The following is a 21,613-nucleotide window of genomic DNA, read 5'->3' on the forward strand; positions in this document are numbered from 1 at the left end:
CCTGCTTGCAGGGGGAGGCTGGGAGGGGGTGCAACCTCGCCGCAAGATTGAACCCCTCCCCAACCCTCCCCTGCTAGCAGGGGAGGGGGCCACGCTGCGTCACCATCTCATTCCTCGGCGACTGCTCGCAGTCGCTCAAGAGTGCGCGCAGGACGCGCGCTGCTCTTCGGGGCCCCTTTGCAGCGGTGAGGCTTGGACGACAAGGCCCGTAGGGGCATCGACACGGATGTCGATGCCTTTTCGCCAGTGCATGGATGCACTGTCGAAAAGCCCGGCCAAGCCTCACGCACTCGCAGGGCAGGATGCCCGGAGAGCGCTGCATGGGGGTGCTCTTTCTTTTGGTTACTTTTCTTTGAGCAAGCAAAGAAAAGTGACTCGAGCCCCGGCAGGGGTTCGAAAACGCCGCAGGCGAACAACCTAGCGACAACACCACTACAACTTACGAACAACACTCAACCCCAAACCCCGATAATCAACCGCAACATCACCATGCACACGCCCACCGCCACACCCATCAACCCAACGCACGACAAAGCGGCGACTCGCCGGAGCACCAGCCCCATCACCCTCGCGAACACCAAGACTAAGCGTGTGAGTAGCCTCGTCACAACGCAGCGGAATACGCGAATAATGCCCCTGCTCATAACGATAATTGGTGCCCTCGTCCTCGTATAACGAAAAGCTGCCATCGGCACCGGTATAGACAAGAAGGGTCAGCGCAGCATCCGGCTTCTGCCCGGTGTACTGAATGTCCGGGCCAGTCGGCACAATCGCCCCGGCACGCACAAACAATGGCATGCGCTCCAACGGCGCATCGGCGTCGATGCTTTGGCCGCCCGAATAACGCTTGCCGTGATTAAAGTCGTACCAGTCGGCTCCGGCCGGAAGGTAAACGGAGCGGCTACGTGCGCCATATTGAGTGACCGGCGCGACCAGAAAAGCCGGGCCGAACATAAACTCGTCGTCGATATTTCGCACCTTCGCATCGGCGGCGAAATTCATGACAAGTCCACGCATTATCATGCGACGTGGCGCAGCTCGCCAGCGCGGCGGCGAGCGGTCGCAGCAGATAACGGCGCACATCAGTTTCCCATCGTGATGGCGGTCGACAGCGGCGTATCGTTGGAGGCGTTGCCGACGTGGATCTCGAAACGCGCGAGGTCGACCTTCCAGCCGTGACTGGTCACGTCGTACCAGGCAAATGCGCGACGGTTCAGTGGCAACTCGACGTGGGTGGTCTGTCCCGCCGCCAGGCGTACTTTTCGGAAGGCCTTCAATTCGCGTGCCGGCCGTGCGACTTTCGCGCCCGGCTCGCCGACATAGACTTGCGCCACTTCGGCGGCCTCGCGCGTGCCGGTGTTGGTGACATCGAATGACACCGTTACCTCGCCCTCGCGCGTCGCGATGGCGGGCTTCACCTGCAGATTCGAGAAACGGAAACTGCTGTAGGTGAGGCCGTAGCCGAAGGGATATAGCGGCTGCGGCTTGCGCGGCTGGCTGGTGTACCAGCGGTAGCCAAGAAAGACGCCTTCGCCGTATTTCACCGTCGGGTTGCTGCCCGGCGCATGCGCGGGTGCGTCGTACCAGTCGTGAGTCGGATTATCGCGCCAAGCACGCTCGAAACTGATCGGAAGCTTGCCTTCGGGCGAGCGCTGACCCAGCAGTACCTCAGCGACGGCACGGCCACCCTGCTGTCCTGGATACCAGCTCTGCAGCAGGGCCGGCACTTTGCCGAGCCAGCGATCGGTGGCATAGGCGCCGCCCGAATTCACGGTAACCACGGTGCGCGGGTTGACCGCGGCGATGGCCTGGATCAGCGCCTCCTGTCCCCACGGCAGATCGAAAGTGCGGTCGAAGGCTTCACTTTCCGAGTTGCCATCGAAACCGACTGCGACCACCGCGGCATCGGCATGTCTGGCCATCTCTACCGCATCGGCGGAAACCAATTCGTTCACCGCGACTACCCCCAGACCGATGCGGCTGTAGCTGACATCCGGCTGGTAATCCAGGCGCACATCGACTGACGCACCGGCCTTCAGCGCCACGGTGGCAAACAACGGCGCCTGTCCTTCGCGATGCGGCTGGGTAATCACCGGTTTGCCATCGACGAAAAGCGTATAGGCATCCAGGCTGGCCGCTGCGGCGAGGAAGATGTAGTCGCCATCGTGGGCGGGGACGAAGCGGCCGCTCCAGCGAATGCTGCGGCGATCGACCGCCGGGGTGGTCCATAGCTCGGGCTTCCATTGATCCAGATGCGCATCGACCGCGCGCGACTCGGGCTTGCCGGCGAAATCGGCATTGGCGAAATTCTCTCTGACGAGACCCGGCTGACCATCGCTGGTACGGAAATTCGTTTGCTTGAACACCTCATCGGGCGAAGGCAGGCCGCGCTTGTACAGCACTTTTACCTGATCGCCTGCCGCAGCGGCCAAGCCGGTGAGCGCGCTGGTAGGCGCGAAGGCTTCGACATGCGAACTTCCGCCGGCCGATGCAATGGCCGGATACGCATTGGGACCGATCAGTGCAATGGTTTTTACGTGCGCGTCAAAAGGCAAGGCGTGATGCTCGTTCTTCAACAGCACCAGCGCCTCGCGCGCGGCATCGAGCGCCACCGCGTCGTTTTGCAGGCTATCGCGTGGCAATGTGAGGTCGGTCTGCGCACGATCGAAGAAGCCAAAGCGCACGGCGGTGCGCAGGATACGGCGTACCTTGTCGTCGAGATCGGCTAACGAAAGCGTACCGTTGCGCAGCAGCGGCAACAGCAGTTCGGGCTTCATCGCGGTCGCGGCCGGCATCTCCAGATCGAGCCCGGCCTTGAATGCCTTTACGCCATCGTGGGTCGCTTCCCAGTCGGACATAAAAATGCCGTCGAAGCCCCAGTCGCGCTTGAGGATGCCGTCGCTGATCGTACGGTTCTCGGTCAGATAGTCGCCATTGACCAGGTTGTAGCTACCCATCACTGCACCGACGTGCGCATCCTTCACCGCCATTTCAAAGGCAGGCAGATAGATTTCGCGCAGCGTGCGTTCGTCAATAAGCGTGTTCAGATGGCGGCGGTCGTATTCGGAGTTGTTGGCGGCGAAGTGCTTCACCGTCGCCACCACGCCCTGGCTCTGGATGCCGTCGATGACGCCAACGGCGATGTTTCCGGCAAGCAACGGGTCTTCGCCGTAGTACTCCATGTTCCTGCCGTTTTGCGGCGCGCGATACATGTTTACGCCAGGGCCGAGAATGAAATGGAAACCGCGCGCGCGCGCATCGCGTCCCATGGCTTCGCCGACACGTTGCGCCAACGCCGGATCCCAGGTGGCGGCGAGGGCGATGCCCGCCGCATAAGCTGTCGAAGGCCCATCGCCGCGCACGCCAGAGGGGCCGTCGGACATCGCCAGTTTCGGTAGCCCAATCGCCGGCACCGCACGGATATGGAAATTATCGACGCCGCCAAGCAGCTCGACTTTCTGCTCAAGGCTGAGCTTGCCGAGCATGCCGTCGACCCGGCTGTCGCCGGCCGGGTCCGAGGTTGCGGCGGAAATCTGTGCGGCGCACAGGCAGGAAAGAACGGTGGCTAGCAGCTTGCGACGCATAATCGACAGCGTTCCTCAGTAGGTGGCGAGCTTGACGCGCAGCACCTGCGGCGCGCTGGTGAAGTTGAGCCCGTAATCGGTCTGGTCGCCGTTCCACAGGCGCTGGAAAATCCACTGGCCGTTTTCGTAATGGCCTTCCTCCACTCGTTCGAGTAGAAACCGACGATTCTGATGCTGTTTGCCGGCAGAGAAATTCACCCGCGCGTGAAAGCCGGTGACCAGGTATTCGTTCTTGCCTATTTCGGCTATCAGCACGCCGCCCGTTGGTTGCGGGTTGCCGGTCGGCGGATCGACCCCGAACTGCAACTGGCCGTAGCCGATATGCACCTGCCAGTCGCCTAGATCGAGATCGCTCTCGTGCGTCTGCTCCGGCTCGGCGGCACCCCATACTTTGCCGGCATAGGCCCATGCAGCCAGTTGCCCGGACATCGGCGCGAGCAGGCGATAATTGGCGGCGAAGGCCTCGATCGTTTCGGCGTCGACCTTGCGCGCGCCAAGCGGAAAATTCGCATAGCCGGTGAAATCCATGCCGAACGGGGCGAAACCGATGCCGCCGTGTCCGAAGGTGGCGAAGGCATAGCGCGCATAGGCCGGTGCGTTGCCGGTTTCGGCCACGTACAAGGCGTTGTCGTTGCGCCGATAGCGGTCGAGCACAGCCATGTATTTGTCGTACTGCGGCATATAGATGTCCGGCGCCAGCACATCCAGCGATGGCGCGGCGGCCTTCCATACGGTGAGTACGTTGTCGGAGGGACCACCGCTGGCATAGCCGCCGGGCGGCCCCGGATGAAACGGATCGCGCAAGGCGGCATTGGCGTACATCGGCAGCGGATACACCGCCTTGCCGGCGGCGGCGACATGATCGATGTAATGCGCTATCGACCACGCGTGGAAAAACTCATCGGCATCGTTGCCGAACACTTGCCGCCAAGTTCCCGCCGACTTGCCCGTCGCATGCAGCAAAGCCTCGGGTACCTGCTGCTGTATTAAAGCGTCGGTCGCCGATGAGTGATCGCGATCGGAACCGTAGGTGCCTGATTCGTTTTCGACCTGGACCATGATGACCGTGTGCCGCTCACCATCGATCTGCTTGAGATGCGTCATCAACTGCACAAACGCTTTGCTGTCGGCATCGCGCGTGGCCTGCGCGTGCGGCGAAAGTGAGTTGAGCGTTTTGCCATCGCGGGCGACAACGCGTGGAAAACGCTGATTGTCCAGCTTGACCCACGCCGGCGCATAGCTCGGGCCATTGTTTTTCCAGGTGCCGAACCACAGCAGTACCAGACGCACGTGGTGCGCGCGGGCCTGCGCGAGCAGCGTATCGAGATAGCTGAAATCGAACCGGCCTTCGCGCGGCTCGATCTGCTCCCAGGCCATCGGCACCAGCACGGTATTGGCCTGTAGCTGATCGATGGCAGGCCACACCTGATCCATCATGGCCGGCCATGCGCTGGAGTTGTTCACCTGCGCGCCAAGCAAGAGATAGGGTTTGCCGTCGACCAGCAGCGCGTGCCGCCCCTGCTCGCTGACGATGCGCGGCATCGGTTCGGCGGCCTGCGCAAGACTGGCCATGCACAACAGCACGGTAAACAGCGGCATCAGCCCACGGCGGCGAAACAGGATGATCTTCGGCATACGCTTTACCAGCTATCGGTGCGGAATGGCGAAGCAGGCAAGCCGGCTTCGTTGACGAGATTGGCGTTTACCGGGTTGTCGCTCCAGCCGTAGCGCACCGCCGCGGGTTCGACGCCGTCGGGCGCCTCGACAACGACGGTATCGCCTTCCACGCGTGCGGCTGCGGCATGAAAGTGGCGGTCGGCACCGGCAACGCTGAACCCGGCGAGCGCTTGCGCCGCACGAACCGACAGCGGGCTGCCGCCGGTATCGAAATGCAGACGAATCTGCTTGTTCTCCATTTGCATCGCGCGATATACCGGGCCTTGGTAAACCAACGTTTCGCCATAGACGACATGACGCGCGGCCAAGGCCAGGCGATGCCCCACCGTCTGCTTGTCGGTGGGGTGGATATCCGAGGGGTTGCCGACGTCGATCGTCACGGCCTGCGCCGTGGCCGGTAGCGTCAGCGCGCTCGATTGCGATTCGCGCAGCATCGCCCAGGGACTGCTTGTCGGTGTGTCTCCGCCGGAAATCCAATTGGCCAGTTGCACCCACAAGAACGGCAACGCAGGCTGCATAAAGTCTCGTCGCCATTGCGCGATCAGCGCGGGGAACTGCTGGCGATAGTGAAACGCCTGCAGCTCTTGGGCGTTCGACTCGCCTTGATACCAAAGCACACCGCGCACGGACAGCGGCAACAGCGGATGGATCATCTTGTTATAGAGCAAGGTGTCGATCTGATTCCTGCTCTGCATGGGCACCAGAGTCACCGCCGCAGGGCGAAATTTCCACGTCGCAGCCAAGGGCCGACGCGGACCTTTCGCAGGCTGGATATACAACATCGATGCCTCGCCATGAATGCCGCCGCCAGCGCCCAGATCCTCGACTCGTATGGCCAGCGAGTTGCGCCCCGCGTGCAATACGCCCGCGGCGATGCGATAGGCCCGCTCGCCGTTCCACGCGCGCTCGGTGCTTCCTACCAGGCTGCCGTTGACCCAGGTGCGATCCGAATCGTCGATCATCGCCAGGCCGAGTGTGATGCCGTCGGCGGCTTCGGCGGCGCTCAACGTAAACGTGGTGCGATACCACGCGATACCGTCCATGCCGTAGTAACCGAGCGATTCCCAATAGGCAGGTACGGCGATATCGGCCCAGTCAGTTTCATCCAGCGATGCGGCTGAATAGTCCGCTGCATTTTTGTCGTTGGACTTCAGTACCTCCGGCCAGCGTGCAAGACGGGCGCGCGTGGCGGCCAGGGCCGCCTCTTCGGCGGCGTCTTCGCGTTCGAGGCGTGCCTTGCTGGCGATCGGGTCGACACCGGCGGTGCGCGCATCCATCCACGGCTCGATGCGGCTACCGCCCCAGCTACTGTTGACGATGCCTATCGGCACCTTCTGGTCGATGCGGATCTCACGGGCGAAGAACCACGCCACCGCCGAGAAATCGCCTGCGGTGGCTGCGGAGGCGGCGACCCAACGGCCACCGGGAAGGCGGTCGGAGGGCTCGGTGGCCCAGGCATGCGGCACTTTGAATTGACGTATCAAAGAGTCATTGGCTTGCGCCATCTCACTCTGCGCATTGCCCGCATGGGCAAGCTCGAACTCCATATTCGACTGACCCGACGCGATATACACATCACCCACCCACACGTCATGGACGATACGAGTGTCGGTGCCGCCATGGACAGTCAGTTCGTACGGCCCGCCCGCGCCATGTGCCGGCAATACGGCGAGCCAGCGTCCATCGGCAGCGGCCGAAATGTCGCTGTGTTGACCATCGAAAACCACCTGCACCTTAGCGCCCGGCTCGCTCCAACCCCATACGCGCATGGGCTGGTCGCGCTGCAGTACGGCGCCGTCGGCGAAGATCAGCGGCAATTCGACGGTTGCCCGCGCCAGCAACGGCGCAGCGAACAACGCGGCAACAAGACCCCGGCAGGCAAGTGATTTCATCATGGCTTTTCCGCGAGCTGCGATGGGTCGCCGTAGAACATGCCCCGGCCACCGGTGCTGAAATAGACGCGACCGTACAAACGCGGGTCGCCACTGAGATGACTGATCCTGCCGTAGCGATGCGCATCGTCGTCGATACGTTGCCAATGCACGCCGGCATCGACGGAACGAAATATGCCTTGCACTCCCTGATGCCGCCCGGCGGCGAATAGCGTCGGCTCGGCCTGGCCCGCTGCAGGCGCACCGAAACCGAAGGCATCCACACCTGACAGGCCTTCTATCGGCGCCAACAGGCTGCCGTCGTCGCGACCACGCAACAGCCCCCGGTCGCGACTGCTCAAGTACAACACGCCTGCGGCATCGGGCGCGGCATAGAGTTGCAGGTACTCGCGCCCTTGCGCTGCGGCGGCGAGTGCACCGTCTATCGGCGCGAAGTGCTCGCCGCCATCGTGGCTGACGAAGATTTTCCCGGCTGCTGCGTCGTAGGCGTAGAAGCGCTTGGCATCGATGCGATCTGCCAGCACATACGCATGTATGGACAAGCCAGTCACCGCCGACCAATGCTGGCCGAAGTCACCGGTGCGGTACGCCGGCCGCGCATGATCGGGAAACCACAGTACCGCGCTGCCGTCAGCGGCTATGGCGATGCTGCCGGCGCCGTCACCTTCGGGTGGTTTACCACCTTCAGGTGGATCGCTGGCGAATGCCTGCCAATGGACCCCGCCATCGCGCGAATAGGCGGCATGAATCGCCGGCCCAAAAGGCTTGCGCAATCGCCCGCTGCGCACGATCCATGCCGGCGCTTGCCCGGCATAGTCGATGCTTTCGCTGTTCGCATAACGCGGCGGTGCATCGAACTGCAGCGGTGCGGTATCCAGATCGTCATGCCGATAGCCATCCAGATCGCCCACGGCGCTCAGCAGATGCGCGCCTTGCGGCGGGCTGATGAGGCCCAGCGGCACGGTCTCCTCCAGGCCGCGATCCTGGAATTGCCAATGCACAGTGCCGCCGTGATCGAGACTGCGCATGTCGCGGGAGGCCCAAATGCCGTAGCCGGTAACGAACAGCACGTGATCGGGGTTGTAGGGATCGATCTCGATCGAAGCCAGCCAATGCGGTGTGTGCTCGCGCGTCCATACGGCATCGCTGTAGTCGAACTGCGAATGTGGAAATACCGTTCGCCAATGGCGACCGCCGTCGATACTGCGGAACAGTTCGTCGCGCGGTGTGTAGTGCGCAAAGGTCGCCGTCATCAGCACGTTCGGGTCGCGCGGATCGACCGTCACCGCACCCCAGCCATAGCCGCTGGGGCCGTTGGCCGGACGCGGCCATGGCGTGATTTCGGTCCAATCCTGGTGCGTTGCGGATTGCCCGGCCGGGGTGTACTTCCACACCGCACCGTCATGCATGGTGTCGGGGCCTGGTTCGTCGCCGTAACTGAGGTAATACGCGCCATCGCCGCCGCGCACCATATGGTTGGGACGCAGACCTAGCGGCTGCCCCGGCACCGCGCTCCAACTGCGACCGCCATCGGTGGAACGGAACAGGCTGGTTTCGCGAGTGGATACGCCGGCATACAAGGTCGGTGTGGCTTGACCGGCGACGCCGCTGTCGGGGTCGAATCGCACGAACACGATGCCGATGGCCTGGCGCCGCCAGCTATTTTCCGCGCTGGCCGAGGGCGCGGTGGCCACGGCCGGAAAGCTCTCGACTTGGGTCCAGTGCGCGCCATGGTCGTCGCTGCGCCACAGGCCCGCACTGCGCGAGCCGAAGAAGAGTACGCGGCCATCATGTGGATCGACCGCCAGCCGCTCGCCGTTGCCGCGACCCAGCTCGTTGCCGCCGAGTTTGAACGGCAGGTCGCTGCGCTCGAAATGGCGGCCGCGATCGCTGGAACGCAGGATCGCTCCGTTGCCGGCATCGTCGGTGGTGTAGGTGCCTGCAGCGAGATAAACCCGCTCCGGGTCGCTGGGATCGAGCGCGATGCTGTCGATGCCGAGCAGGTTCTGGTCTTGCGCGCCGATCCAATCGGTCAGCGCCACCCATTGCGCGCTGGCCTGATCCCAACGATAAGCGCCGCCCACATCGGTACGTGCGTAGTAGAGGTTGCGCTCGGTCGGATGAAAAGCCAGGCCACTGACGAAACCGCCGCCACCGATGCGCACACTGGCATAACGGTAGGCGACGGCATCGTCCGCGCGTGCAGACAGGCCAGCGCACAGGAGCAGCATGGCGGCGATGGCCTTCCATCCGCCGCTTCGCGCAGTCTGGCGCTGCGCGCAAAGTCCATCGCTCATTCCACTCATCATCAGAACGTAGCGCGCAGCACGAACTCGTAACGACGATCGTTGACGAACCAGCCACGGGTGTACAGGTGGCGATCGACCGTGCCGTCGCTATAACTGGCCGGCCCCATCAGCACCTTGGTGGTGGTATTGGTGAGGTTATTGGTTTGCAAGCCGACCTGAACGTTAGAGTTGATCCGGTAGAACACCGAGCCATCGAGCTGGCCGAAATCATCGGACCAGGTCGGCAGGTGCGTCGCCACATCACTGGCGGTGAGCAGATAGCGTGAGCGCCAGGTCCAGGCGAGGCGCATCGACCAGGGGCCGCGCTCATACATGCCGGTGAAGTTATAGCTGCGCTTGGACAAGCCTTCCAATGGCAGCGTCACGCCGGTGACGGTGGCATTGGAGTACGGATCGGTCGCGGTATTGACGCCACCCTTGCTATCCACATAAGTGAAGTTGGCCTGCATACCGAAGCCCCTCAGCCAGCTCGGCAGAAAATCGTAGAACTGGGAGTAGCCGATCTCAGCGCCACGAATCTTGCCGCTGCCCATGTTGTACGGGCGGGTCACCCCGAAGACCTGACCGTTATAAGTTTCGCTATGCGTCTGGCTGGCGATGTAGTCGCTCACGTCTTTGTAGAACAGCGTGGTGTAAAGCTGGCCGGTAGGCGCGAAATACCATTCCAGCGCAGTGTCGTACTGGGTCGCGCGCATCGGCTTGAGATTGGGATTACCGGCCGTGCCGGTCCACTTGGTCACCTCAGTCTTGTCCGGGTTGAGCGTGGCCCCCATCGCCAGATACGGCTGCATCTGGGTGAAGTCCGGGCGGGCCATCGCCTTGGACACGGCCAAGCGCCACTGCAGTTCGGGCGTGAGTTTGAAACGCAGGTTCAGGCTCGGCAGCGCGTTCTGGTAATGGCTGCGGCTGCCGAGCGGGAAGTACGAACCGTTGTAGATCGCCTTGAGGCTGTCGGGCACACCTGCGCTGGTGAGATCGGGATACTGGCCATAGCCCGCCGCATCGACGTCGGTGCGCACCAGGCGCACACCGATATTGCCGTCGAACGGCACGCCCAGCGCCTCATCGTTGCCGAAGTAGAGCGCGCCATAGGCAGCCTTGGTCTTCTCGCTCTGGTTGTTGATGTCCTGCGGACGGAAATCGGGGCGCGGCTTCCAGCCCCAGGGCACGCCGATCGAATGTAGCTGGGTATAGGCATAGAGGTAATTGCCCGCCAGCGCGCCGCCGGGGAAATACAGCGGCGCGGGAATCTTCGCGTTGCCGCGAAAAAAGTTGGAGAACGAGTACAGCGAGGACAAGTTCGGCAGGTAACTGGACAAGTTGGCCAAGCCATTCGGGCTGTCGATGGTGGCCCAGTTGTCGGTGACCACGCCCCAGTTGTAGCCGTTGCTCTTGTTCAACTCGCTGCGGCTAGTGGCACGCACACCGAAGCGGGCGTAGCGCAGCCACTTGTTGTCCTCGAAGTTGTATTCCAGATCGAGCTTGAGCGCGCGCTCAATACCGCGGTTCTGCTCGTGGTGATCCATCGCCGCGTTCCAAAAATAGTTCGCGGGGTTGCTGGTGTACGAAGCGGGGCTGACCGTTACCGTGGGGCGGGCGCCACTGACGTCGAGGCTGACACCGGGCAGATAGGTGGCGTCGAACACGGTGAAGTCCAGCGACTTGCTGGTCGACTTCACCAGTTGCGCATCCGCATACAGCACCATCTGATCGCTGAGGTTGTACTTGAGGCTGTTGGACCAGTCGGTGGTGATCGTGCGCTGGGCCGCGTTGCGATGATCGGTCCCAAAACGCACGCCGTTGCCGGCGAGGCTGCCGCGCGACGAGTTGGAAGCCAGCGAACCGCTCTGGAACACGCCGTCGTTACTGTATTTAAACGTCGTGCCGTCGGCGGGCACGATGCTGCTGGAGCTGTCGCCGAAGATCGCGCCGTGCTCGTCCCAGTTCATGCGGTAGTCCGAGCGCAGCACCTGGGTGGTTAGCTCCAGGTTCTTGTTCGGCCGCCATTGCAGCGCACCGGCCAGACCGATGCGCCGACGCTGAAAATCCAACGTGCGCCAATCGGCACCGCCGGGCACATAGGCCTGGCTTAGGTTGCTGCCGGCCAGCACTGCCGCGTCGGTGCGCTTTATATAGGGCTCGACCTGGATGCCGTCCGAGCGCGTGGCCAGCTCGGAATAGGCGACGTCGAACAGAGCACCGAACTCACCGTGGTTCTCGGTTTTCCACACGTTGCTATAGAGGAAGGACGCCGATGGTTTGTTCTTTTTCGCGAAATCGCCTTCGTTGATGCCACCGGTGAAGCCGATCACCCGCCCCGGCGCGTCGAACGGCAGCCGCGTGCGCAGGTTCACGGTGCCGCCGACGCCGCCCTCGATGATGTCGGCCGCCGGGTTCTTGTACACGTCCACGCCGGCCATCAGCTCGGCCGGCACGTCTTCAAAACTCAAGCCACGGCCGCTGTTGGCGCTGAACACGTCGCGGCCATTAAGCTCGCCGCGCACCTGGGTCATGCCGCGAATCATCACGCCGCTGCCTTCGGCCGAGAAATGATCGGGATCGTTGCGCGCCATGAAGTGGTCGATGGTGACGCCACTGATGCGCTGCAGGGTCTCGGTAACGCTGCGATCGGGCAGGGCGCCGATATCCACGGCGGTGACCGAGTCGACGATCTGGTCGGCGTTCTGCTTGAGCTGCTGGGCCGATTGCAGGCTGGCACGCACGCCGGTAACGGTAACCGCGCTCAAAGCGACAGCTTGTTTATCGTCTTTGGTTTTCGCGCCGGCTTTTTTTGCGGCAGCGGTGGCGGGCGCCACGGCGTCCTGGCTGGGAGCATCCTGGCTGGTGGTGCCGGTGTTCTGCTGTGCGTGAGCCGTGCCGCCATACAGCAGCGCCATACCCAGGGCGACGGCGGCTGAAAGACGCGCCATGGCCACCGGCCGTGCGTGCGCAGGCTGCGTGGTGACGCCCCCTGGAAACCGATCGATCATGAATTACCCCTTCCCACATCGTTATTTTCATACCGCGCGGTTTCGCCGAACGGCTGTGCTTATGGCTCATCCAAAGCATCGGCCCCGGCACCGCATCTGGTCGCGGGCTCCCCGTTGAGCGATGGCAAGTCGCTACCCCGACGTATGGCAGGGCGCATGCTGGAGCCCGCACGCCATACGCACAATTGCGAAATTGAGGGGGGCGAGTAACGTTTCTTCATTTGCGTTCGCCACATAAAGAGCGCCAGACGCCATGCGGCTGTTAGCGTCGGCCTGCTCGCGGGACCTGCCCACGAGCGACCTACGCCAAGGAGTCTGCATGTCTTTGCAAGATCGCCCTGCCAGCCAGCGGCTGGCCTGGATCTGCTGCCTGCTGCTGGTCAGCGGTGTCGCAAAAGGCACCACCGTGCCGGCGACAGCACCCACGGCTGCGACCATTACCCCGGGACAAGCCGACCGCCGTTGGCGCGATGCCGCACGTCCGTTCGAGCCGGCCCGGAATGCGCTGCTGCAACGGGCCGAGGCTGGCGCAGGCCAGGGCCCTTATCGCCCTGACTGGATATCGCTGCAGCAATACCGCGCGCCGGCATGGTACGAGGACGCCAAGTTCGGCATCTTCATCCATTGGGGCATTTACTCGGTGCCGGCTTTTGCCAACGAGTGGTATCCGCGCAATATGTACGACCGCACCAGTCGCGAGTACGCGCATCACGTAGCGACGTATGGCTCGCCGGCCCGTTTCGGCTACAAGGATTTCATTCCGCAGTTTCGTGCGGAAAGATTCGATCCCGCTGCCTGGGCGCGATTGTTCCGCGATGCCGGCGCGCGTTATGTGGTCGGCGTGGCCGAGCATAGCGATGGCTTCGCCATGTACGACTCGCAACTCACCCGCTGGACCGCAGTAAAAATGGGCCCGCAGCGCGATCTTATGGCCGATCTCGGTCAGGCCGTGCACGCCGCCGGGCTACATTTTGGCCTGTCGCTGCATCACGCCGAGCACGATTGGTTCTTTGATCGCGGCCGCGAGATCGATGCCGATGTCAACGATCCGCGCTATGCCGATCTGTACGGCCCCGCCCAACAGCATCGGCCCGCCGACGGCGATCAAGACCTTGCCGTCGATTGGACTCATGTGTCGCAAGCCTGGGTCGACGACTGGCTGGCGCATGCCGTGGAGCTGGAGAACTACCATCCCGATCTGATTTATCTGGACTGGTGGATCGGCCACGCCTCGTTTCGCAACGCACTGCCGAAACTGCTCGCCTACTACTACAACGCCGGCGCCAAGCGCGGCGGCGTGGTGCTCAACTACAAACTAAATGCGCTGCCCGAGGGTGTCGCCACGCTCGACGTCGAGCGCGGCCAGTTAGACGGCATTCGTTCGCAGCACTGGCAGACCGACACCACGATCAGCAATAGCTCGTGGTGCTACGTCACCGATGCCACCTTCAAATCGCCAACCTCGATCGTGCACGTGCTGGTCGACACTGTCAGCAAGAACGGCAATTTGCTGCTGGATATCGGCCCACGCCCGGACGGCACCATCGTCGACGAAGAACAAACCACGCTGCGCGAGATCGGCGCATGGCTGCGAGTGAACGGCAAAGCGATCTACGGCAGCCGGCCGTGGCGCCAGTTCGGCGAAGGCCCGACCCAGTTCGTCGCCGGTGCGTTTCAGGAGCAAAAACTCAAACCGTATACCGCCGAAGACTTTCGCTTCACCGTGCAGGACAACCATCTCTACGCCATCGCCCTGGATTGGCCCACTGATGGACGCAGCGTGATTCACGCGATCCATTCCGATGACGGCGTGCGCGCGGTGCGCCTGCTTGGCAGCGCGCAAACGGTGAAATGGAGCCAGCAGGCCGATGGCTTGCATCTGACGGCCACTGACAAGCCCGCTGGCGTCGCTGCCTACGTTTATGAGATCGAACTTGCCGCAAAACCGATCGATTCGGCCCACTGATTCATGCGTTCCATTTATGGAAGCGAGTAAGGCAAAAGTCTACTATCGGTTGATAGCCCGTCTTAGCCGTTACGTATTAACCAGGGAATCGAACATGTATCGTCATCCGTGTTTCACGCGGGCAAGAAGCTTTTTGCTTATGGTGGTCGGTTGCTGCCTGACCCTTTTTGCCATCGATGCATTCGCCGCCCCCAGCTCGTCGGGTGCGGCACTCGCCAATAGTCCAGTCACCCTTGCTCCGCTCGACTGCATGGCGACCGGGCTCATTCCAACCGATGCCAATGGTCAGCTACCGCCGTCGCTGCCGTTCTATCAGCCGTCTGTAGATGGAACAACTATTGATCAGGTAGCACAAAGTTCTCCGAACGCTGCCCCGTATAACCACTTCACCGTGCGGGACAACACGATGAATGCTGGTCTCGTGCCGATTACAAGCTGGGCGTTGAACACGTACACCGGCTTTGCGCCGAGCGGTGCGCTCGCTTCTTCACAACGCGGGCATGTCGACTCATTCAGCCGCTCGGGTGTTCAGGTGTCGGGAGCCAATGCGGGACTTTGGCTCAACTCCATGGACCCGGCGATTCTGATGTATAGCGGGTCTAACTCACTCAATGTCGGATGTTGGTACAACATCCCTCCCTACGCGAAACTTTTTCCCTCACTGTCACATGAGCTGGATGTCTCGTTCGATACAGGCGTGGCTAAAGATGGAGCTACCGATGGATCTGGCAATAAGGCGCATGCACAGGCCTATTTCCAGTTGGTCGCCGTTGATACGAGAAAATGCACGGTACCCACAGTCGTTAATAATATGACTGTTTATATTCCCTGCACTTTCACCTTAGCCGTGGATTTCTATGCCACTCCCGGTTCGCTCGATGCCGCCGGGCCAAGCGTGTTCTTTGATTCAACCCATACGATACAGGGACCTATCGCGCAGACTTGGTTGAGTTCGAGTTTTCCAACGACATGGCTGCATTCAAAACCTGATTCCATCCCTTTCCAATCGGTTCTTTTTTCGGGTCACGAGCACTTTCGAATAACCGCGAGCGAATTCGTCAACGTGATTAACGCAGTAATTGCTCAAGTAACAAAACAATCCTCCCCTCTCTCTCCATCTCCGTACGAAAACCTGTCGACCAACCCCCTTGACTATGAGATCGCTCTGCTGAACGTCAACGGCGAGGTTTATGACCCCTGTGTTGATCAATCGCATATTGCACTTTGCTCTAGCAGCAATCATGGCCAACTGGGCATGTCGGTCAGCAATTTCCGTGTGACATCGACACTGGACCATCAAGCGAGCGGCTCTCCCTCCGGCTTCAATGGCGCCAGTCCTATGGTGCTGTACCGAGACAACTCGAACAGCATCAATGTCTTCTCAAGCGATTTAAACGGAACCCCAACAACGCAAACCATCTTGGCTAGCGGAACCGCCGCAGGTGATCCCGCGGGCTACGTTGCGGCCGGAGCCTCGCGAGTGGTCTATCGAGATACGAGCCGACATCTCCGCGAGATATTTTTTCAAAACGGCACATGGTCTGAGTGGGATATGTCTAAATATCTTGCAGCCCCGGACGCGATTACCGACCCAAAACCCTATGTGGCCGGCGATGGCTGGCCACATCTTGTTTACCGCGATGCCGGTGGTCACATTGACGACTTCTATATGGACACCACTGGCTGGCGCCTTCAGGACCTCAGCGCCGCCAGCCAAGCCAATCCCCCAGGCACTGAGCAGAACCCACCAATGGGCTACGTCGCCGGCGGCGCATCGCGTGTCGTTTTTCGCGACATCAATAACCAGGTCGTCGAAATATATTTCTTTGGTGGTGCGTGGCATCAGTGGCTGATGACGGGGATTTCTGGAGCGCCCATCGCGGATTCCGACCCGCAAGGGTATGCCGATACAGATGGGCTCCCTCGCGTCGTTTATAGAGATATCGGCAGTAAAGATGTCGGCAGTCATATTCATGAGCTGCGCATGAACTCTTCAGGCTGGCAGCATACTGATATCACCCTTGCGGCCGGAGCCCCGTCCGCAGCGGGGAATCCTATGGGGTTCGTTGCCGGCAATGCCCCTCGTGTCATCTATCGAGGTGTGGACGGCCATCTGCATGAGATTGTCTGGTGGTCCGGCGCATGGGTTCACAATGATTTGAGCCTGGTTCGGGGGGCGCTATCGGTTGTGGATGACCCCAGGGGATTTGTCGGCTCAGATGGCATCCCGCGTATCGAATACAAAGGTCCAGATAATCAGTTGCATGAGCTCTACTACAGCGCGGGCTGGATTCATCGCGACTACTAGGCAATGAGTACGCAAAAGGGCCACGGCGCGGGGGCGAACGATCCAGGCAAGGTGCTGGCGGCTGATTAAGAGCCATCACCTTCAGTCATGAAGTATGGGGGTCCGTCCGAACATCGACTGTTTTCGATCCCGCCACTGCCTTACTTACAGGCTCCAACCAGCCGTAAGCGCAGTAAGCGACAAACCTTCGGCACATCACTGCTTGACCAATCAATAACCATATGGTTATGATTTATCCATGCAAGCTGACCCGGACGACCTCTTCAAGGCCCTTTCAGACCCGACCCGTCGGGCCATTCTTGAGCGCTTGATCCACAACGGTGAGCAGACCGTGCGCGCCTTGACCGATCACGCGGGCGTGTCGCAACCGATGGTGTCCAAGCACCTGGGTCAGCTAAAGCTCGCCGGCCTGGTTCGCGATCGGCCTGATGGACGGCAAACCCATTACCGCGCCGAGCCGCAAGGCCTGGCCCCTCTCATCGACTGGCTGAGCCACTACAGCGCCTTCTGGCAAGACCGGTTCGATCACCTCGAAGACCTGCTCAAAAGGATGGATCAATGACCAAGCTCGCCACTGCCACCGCTACACGCACGCTCGTCGTCGACCGGGAGATGTCGCATCCGCCGGAAAAAATCTGGCGTGCCCTCACCCAACCACACCTGATCGAGGAGTGGTTGATGAAAAGCGATTTCAAGCCAGTCGTGGACCACCGTTTCAATTTCCGCGCAGACTGGGGCTCGGTCGACTGTCAGGTTCTGGCCATCGAGCCGAACAAAACGCTGTCTTATACGTGGGCGGCCTATGGCCTGGAGAGCGTCGTCACTTGGACGCTCACCCCTACCAGCACCGGGACCCACCTGCGCATGGAGCAAGCCGGCTTCCAGTCAGAAGAAGACGCCAACTACAAGGGCGCGAGCTACGGCTGGCAGAAGTTCCTCGGCGACCTGGAGCTGGTGGTCGCAAAGCTGGACTGACACCGCCAGCGGCAAATCTCGCGAGCCACAAAGTGACCCAGATGCACGAGGCATATTCGCTTCAGCCTGTCGGCTACATCCGATCGACACTTCGGGCGCTGAACGAAGCACCGAGGCAGGGTTCGGAGGGCGCGCCGGATGCCTGGCTCGAAATACGCCCGAGCTTTGCACAAGGGCTATCGGGACTCGCTACGGGCGACGAGATTATTGTTATCACCTGGCTGCATCGCGCGGATCGCGACGTACTCGAAGTGCATCCGCGCGGTGACTCCTCGAACCCACTCGCCGGTGTGTTCGCCACACGTTCTCCGCACCGACCCAATCCCATGGGATTGCATCGTGTGACCGTGCACGAGATCACCGGAACCCGTTTGCGGATCGGACCGATCGAGGCCATCGACGGCACGCCGGTCATCGCCGACAGCAACGACGCATAACGCTGCACCTGCCCCCTCCTCTGCACGCGGGACAGGATTAGGGAGGGGTCCAGGCTTGCGACACCAATGGCGATCCAGCCATTGAACTTCGCGGATGCGACTCTTATTGTATGTCGATCATCATATAAGCCAACCCTCAAGTCGCTACCCCGCCCGCAAGCAGCGATACTCATTCAGCGCCGCCAGGAGAAACCAGCCATGTCACCGACCAACCCACGCGACACCGCGCTGATAACCGGCGCATCCTCCGGCATCGGAGCCACCTATGCCGACCGGCTCGCCAGACACGGACACGACCTGGTCTTGGTCGCTCGCGACAAGGCTCGCCTGGAAGCGTTGGCCGAACGCCTCGCGCGCGAGTACGAGGTCAAGGTGGATGTACTGCCCGCCGACCTCACCTCGACACAGGACCGCGCTCGGGTCGAACAGCGTCTGCGCGCGGATGTTTCAATCGGCATGCTAATCAACAATGCCGGCATGGCCGGTGGCGGCCCTCTTGCCACCGCCGATGCGGATCTGCTGGAGCAGATGATTCAACTCAATGTCGTCGCCCCCACCCGCCTCACCGGCGCGATTCTGCCGCGACTGCTCGCGCGAGGTCATGGCAGCGTCATCAATATCGCCTCGGTGCTTGCGCTGGCACCGGAGATGTTCGGCGGCAGCTACAGCGCGACCAAAGCTTATCTGTTGAACTACACCTTGGCGTTGCACAAAGAGGCATCCGCCCAAGGTGTGCGCGTGCAAGCGGTACTGCCCGGCATCACCCGCACCGAAATCTGGGCGCGCTCAGGTGGCGATATCAATACCCTGCCGGCGCATATGGTGATGGAAGTCGACGAGATGGTGGATGCCGCCATGGCCGGTTTTCTACAGGGCGAAGTGGTGACCATCCCCTCTCTGCCGGATACGGCCGACTGGGACGCCTACAATGCCGCGCGCCTGAAACTCGGCCCGAATCTATCGCGCAACCGCGCCGCTGATCGTTACAAGAGCGACATCGCCGAGGACGCCTGATGCATGTCGATACACCAAGCGATCTTGCCATCTTGAAGACGGAAATTATCGATGGCATGCGCAGCTTCATGCATAGCTGCAAAGACGATGATAGCGACGCCGGCTACACCGAGGCCGATATCGGCCAGTGCGCGCAGATCATCGACAGCTTTCTCCAATCCGTAGCGTCCGTACCCGCTGGAAACCAAGAGCAGATGACGCTTGCCGTCAAACAGGCCGTTCTTGCGCTCAATGTATTGAACGCGCGCTGCGATCATTGCCTTATCGAGACGGATCAGCGGGAAGGTCTATGCGAGCTGATTATTCGCGCGTGTTCGGATGCCGGGCTGGACGCCGAGGACGACATCACTGAAATGTGGCGTGAGTGGTAGGGCTGGGCTTTTGCTGTTGTTTTTTTTAGTGGGTGTTAGTGCGAGCTGGTTCGCCTGCGGCGGGCTTTCGGACCCCTGCCGGGGCCCGAGTCACTTTCTCTTGAGTGGCCAAGAGAAAGTAACCAAAGAGAAGGCCACCCCGGTGCGTCGCCCTTCGGGTGCGTGAGGGTCGGCCGGGCTTTTCGACAGTGCATCCTTGCACTGGCGAAAAGGACTCGGCATCCATGCCGAGTCCCCTGCGGGCCTGATCGTCCGACCCTCACCGACGCACAGGGGCCCCAAGATCAAGAGCAAGAGCAAGAGCAAAAACAACGTCAAAAGCTGCCGCTGCGCCGCTTTTGCCCCTCCCCTGCTGGCAGGGGGGGAGCTATGCGGCGTGCGTTTCATATGTCGGCGACTGCCTGCAATCGTTGCGGTGAGGCTGGGACGACAGGCTGCGATGGAATGCCAGCATCGAAAACATTGAGATTCACGGACCATTCGCCAAAGACTTTACCGACGAGACGTTCATTGACGGCACGCGGGTAATCGTCCATCACGACATCTCAAGCCTGCCTTTCGGTCACACCCAAATCACCCGTCGAACGGAGATAACCGGTCCCAACGCGAATGCGTTTGGCCCACTGGTCACGGCGGACTTTCCCGATGTATTGCATGCGTTGAAGATCTTGGCGGAGCATGCCGAGTGAAGACCAGGCTCGGCCCGTTACACGTGAAATGAAAGTGAGTGAGCATGGAGCCGCGCTCATACCGAAGAAACCTCGGCACAGAGTCGATACACTAAGCGCTCGATCCAACGGATATCTTTCGACTCAGCATGAACGCCCCCAAAGACGCATTTCGACGCTTTCAGGAGGAGCTCGCCGCCCTCGAACAGACGACGAAAGCAAGCCCTCCCGCGAACACCGCCGAAGCCAAACTTGAACGGGCTAAGTCGGAATTTCTAGCGTTGCGCAAACGCTATGGATTATCGGTCGCCGATGTCGTCGCGTTCTTTCCCGAAGAGGAAGGCATCGAGTACTTGATGCAAATCATCGCCAAGAAATCCGAGACCAAGCCGCGCCGCGTGAAGAAACCTTGAGGATGCGTTGAAAGCGCTCAGCGCTTTGCCATCACTATTTTCAACTGCTGCAGCAACAAAGCAACCGGCGCTTCCAACCGCGGCGGCAGCGCGCGATGCACCAGCCATGCGACTACCTGGATCTTGAAGTCGCTCACGCTGAGCACTTTGAGCCGGTCGCGATAAACGCTTGCCGCGAGCAGGTCGGGCGTTACCAGGCCAATGCCGGCACCGCGCGCAACCAGCGACAATTGCAGATCGGCGCCGAACGCTTCGACACCGACGTCGCAGGGCAGCCCCTGCGCCTCCAGCGCACGACGCAGCGCTGATCGCATACCGCAACCGTTCTGACTGAGTACCCAGGGAAAAGCAGCCAAATCTTTCAACCCGACACGTGTACGCAAACCCAGCGTGGGCGATGCCACGACCTTGATCGCCTGTCGGTTGAACGCGTGCGCGATCAAACCGGCCGGCGACGGGGTGCATTCGGAGAAAACCACGGCGGCAACATCCAGCAGGCCCTGCTCCACCTGTTCCAGCAGGCTTGACGACCAGCCCGCCGCGATACGCAGGCCAAGCCGAGGGAAACGTTCACGCAAGCAATCGACCGGAACGGTAAGCGCCATTTCGGCCAGAAACGGTGGCATGCCCAAGCGAAGCTCACCGGACGGCTCGACATCGGCATGCACCAACGCCATCAGGTCGGCCTGCGCATGCAGCAATTGGCGGCCTTTTTGATAGACCTCGCGCCCGGCCGCGGTGGGCCGCAGCGGTTTGGATTGCCGATCCAGCAACTCTACGCCCAGCAGCAGCTCCAGACTTTGCACGCGCCGCGTCACCCCCGGCTGGGTGAGGTGCAACGCAGCGGCCGCCTGCACGATGGAGCCGGTGTCGACGACGGCGATAAAGGCGCTGATGTCACGCGTATTCATGCGGGCTGCCTGCTCTCGTACTTTATGCAAATAATGCATAACAACTATGAATAATATTCAATAGTCGCATAGCGTGGATGTATTTAGCATCGCCAGTC

15 protein-coding genes are annotated in these 21,613 nt (G+C 61.3%); 8 read left to right on the top strand and 7 right to left on the bottom strand.

The window, feature by feature from the left end:
• Window positions 1-432 precede the first annotated feature (432 nt).
• The 6 genes from DVJ77_RS13910 to DVJ77_RS13935 are packed head-to-tail and all read right to left on the bottom strand — an operon-like array spanning window position 433 to window position 12,350.
• Entirely contained in the window at window positions 433-1,083 is a 651-nt protein-coding gene (locus DVJ77_RS13910; RefSeq protein ID WP_114846123.1) for a DUF5110 domain-containing protein, read from the bottom strand.
• A complete protein-coding gene (locus DVJ77_RS13915; RefSeq protein WP_225428002.1) occupies window positions 1,083-3,584 on the bottom strand; it encodes a beta-glucosidase in 2,502 nt (833 codons plus the stop codon). Before DVJ77_RS13915 ends, DVJ77_RS13910 begins: the two co-directional genes overlap by 1 nt.
• A gap of 15 nt (window positions 3,585-3,599) precedes the next feature.
• Window positions 3,600-5,183 (bottom strand): GH35 family beta-galactosidase, encoded by a 1,584-nt coding sequence (locus tag DVJ77_RS13920; protein ID WP_114846331.1) that lies wholly within the window; start codon window positions 5,181-5,183, stop codon window positions 3,600-3,602.
• 41 nt (window positions 5,184-5,224) lie between these two features.
• Window positions 5,225-7,156 carry a sialate O-acetylesterase gene (locus DVJ77_RS13925; RefSeq protein WP_114846125.1) on the bottom strand — a complete coding sequence of 644 codons (1,932 nt, stop codon included), beginning with the start codon at window positions 7,154-7,156 and terminating at the stop codon, window positions 5,225-5,227.
• Window positions 7,153-9,459, bottom strand: a complete 2,307-nt coding sequence (locus tag DVJ77_RS13930) for a WD40/YVTN/BNR-like repeat-containing protein (protein WP_380038633.1) — start codon at window positions 9,457-9,459, stop codon at window positions 7,153-7,155. Before DVJ77_RS13930 ends, DVJ77_RS13925 begins: the two co-directional genes overlap by 4 nt.
• 2 nt (window positions 9,460-9,461) lie before the next feature.
• Window positions 9,462-12,350, bottom strand: a complete 2,889-nt coding sequence (locus DVJ77_RS13935) for a TonB-dependent receptor (RefSeq protein ID WP_191983703.1) — start codon at window positions 12,348-12,350, stop codon at window positions 9,462-9,464.
• Between the two features lie 421 nt (window positions 12,351-12,771).
• On the opposite strand from DVJ77_RS13935, the gene DVJ77_RS13940 reads away from it, so the two are divergent.
• The 8 genes from DVJ77_RS13940 (at window position 12,772) to DVJ77_RS13975 (ending at window position 20,604) form a co-directional block, all read left to right on the top strand.
• A complete protein-coding gene (locus DVJ77_RS13940) occupies window positions 12,772-14,418 on the top strand; it encodes an alpha-L-fucosidase (protein WP_114846126.1) in 1,647 nt (548 codons plus the stop codon).
• A 94-nt stretch (window positions 14,419-14,512) separates the two neighbouring features.
• Window positions 14,513-16,726, top strand: a complete 2,214-nt coding sequence (locus DVJ77_RS13945) for a hypothetical protein (protein WP_162791497.1) — start codon at window positions 14,513-14,515, stop codon at window positions 16,724-16,726.
• Between the two features lie 238 nt (window positions 16,727-16,964).
• Complete coding sequence (locus tag DVJ77_RS13950; protein ID WP_114846128.1) at window positions 16,965-17,288, top strand: ArsR/SmtB family transcription factor; 324 nt, start codon at window positions 16,965-16,967, stop codon at window positions 17,286-17,288.
• On the top strand, window positions 17,285-17,701 hold the full coding sequence (locus DVJ77_RS13955) for an SRPBCC family protein (protein ID WP_114846129.1): 417 nt from the start codon (window positions 17,285-17,287) through the stop codon (window positions 17,699-17,701). Before DVJ77_RS13950 ends, DVJ77_RS13955 begins: the two co-directional genes overlap by 4 nt.
• Before the next feature lie 41 nt (window positions 17,702-17,742).
• A complete protein-coding gene (gene tsaA, locus DVJ77_RS13960; protein WP_114846130.1) occupies window positions 17,743-18,138 on the top strand; it encodes a tRNA (N6-threonylcarbamoyladenosine(37)-N6)-methyltransferase TrmO in 396 nt (131 codons plus the stop codon).
• A 198-nt stretch (window positions 18,139-18,336) separates the two neighbouring features.
• Complete coding sequence (locus DVJ77_RS13965; protein ID WP_114846131.1) at window positions 18,337-19,152, top strand: SDR family NAD(P)-dependent oxidoreductase; 816 nt, start codon at window positions 18,337-18,339, stop codon at window positions 19,150-19,152.
• Window positions 19,152-19,523: a hypothetical protein gene (locus tag DVJ77_RS13970; protein ID WP_114846132.1), complete on the top strand. Its 372-nt coding sequence runs from the start codon at window positions 19,152-19,154 to the stop codon at window positions 19,521-19,523. Before DVJ77_RS13965 ends, DVJ77_RS13970 begins: the two co-directional genes overlap by 1 nt.
• Window positions 19,524-20,340: 817 nt before the next feature.
• Complete coding sequence (locus DVJ77_RS13975; protein ID WP_114846133.1) at window positions 20,341-20,604, top strand: 2-hydroxyacyl-CoA dehydratase; 264 nt, start codon at window positions 20,341-20,343, stop codon at window positions 20,602-20,604.
• A gap of 17 nt (window positions 20,605-20,621) precedes the next feature.
• Here DVJ77_RS13975 and DVJ77_RS13980 read toward each other — a convergent pair whose 3' ends face one another.
• A complete protein-coding gene (locus DVJ77_RS13980; RefSeq protein ID WP_114846134.1) occupies window positions 20,622-21,515 on the bottom strand; it encodes a LysR family transcriptional regulator in 894 nt (297 codons plus the stop codon).
• Window positions 21,516-21,613: the final 98 nt, after the last annotated feature.

This window comes from Dyella tabacisoli, assembly GCF_003350925.1.
Classification (GTDB): domain Bacteria; phylum Pseudomonadota; class Gammaproteobacteria; order Xanthomonadales; family Rhodanobacteraceae; genus Dyella_C; species Dyella_C tabacisoli.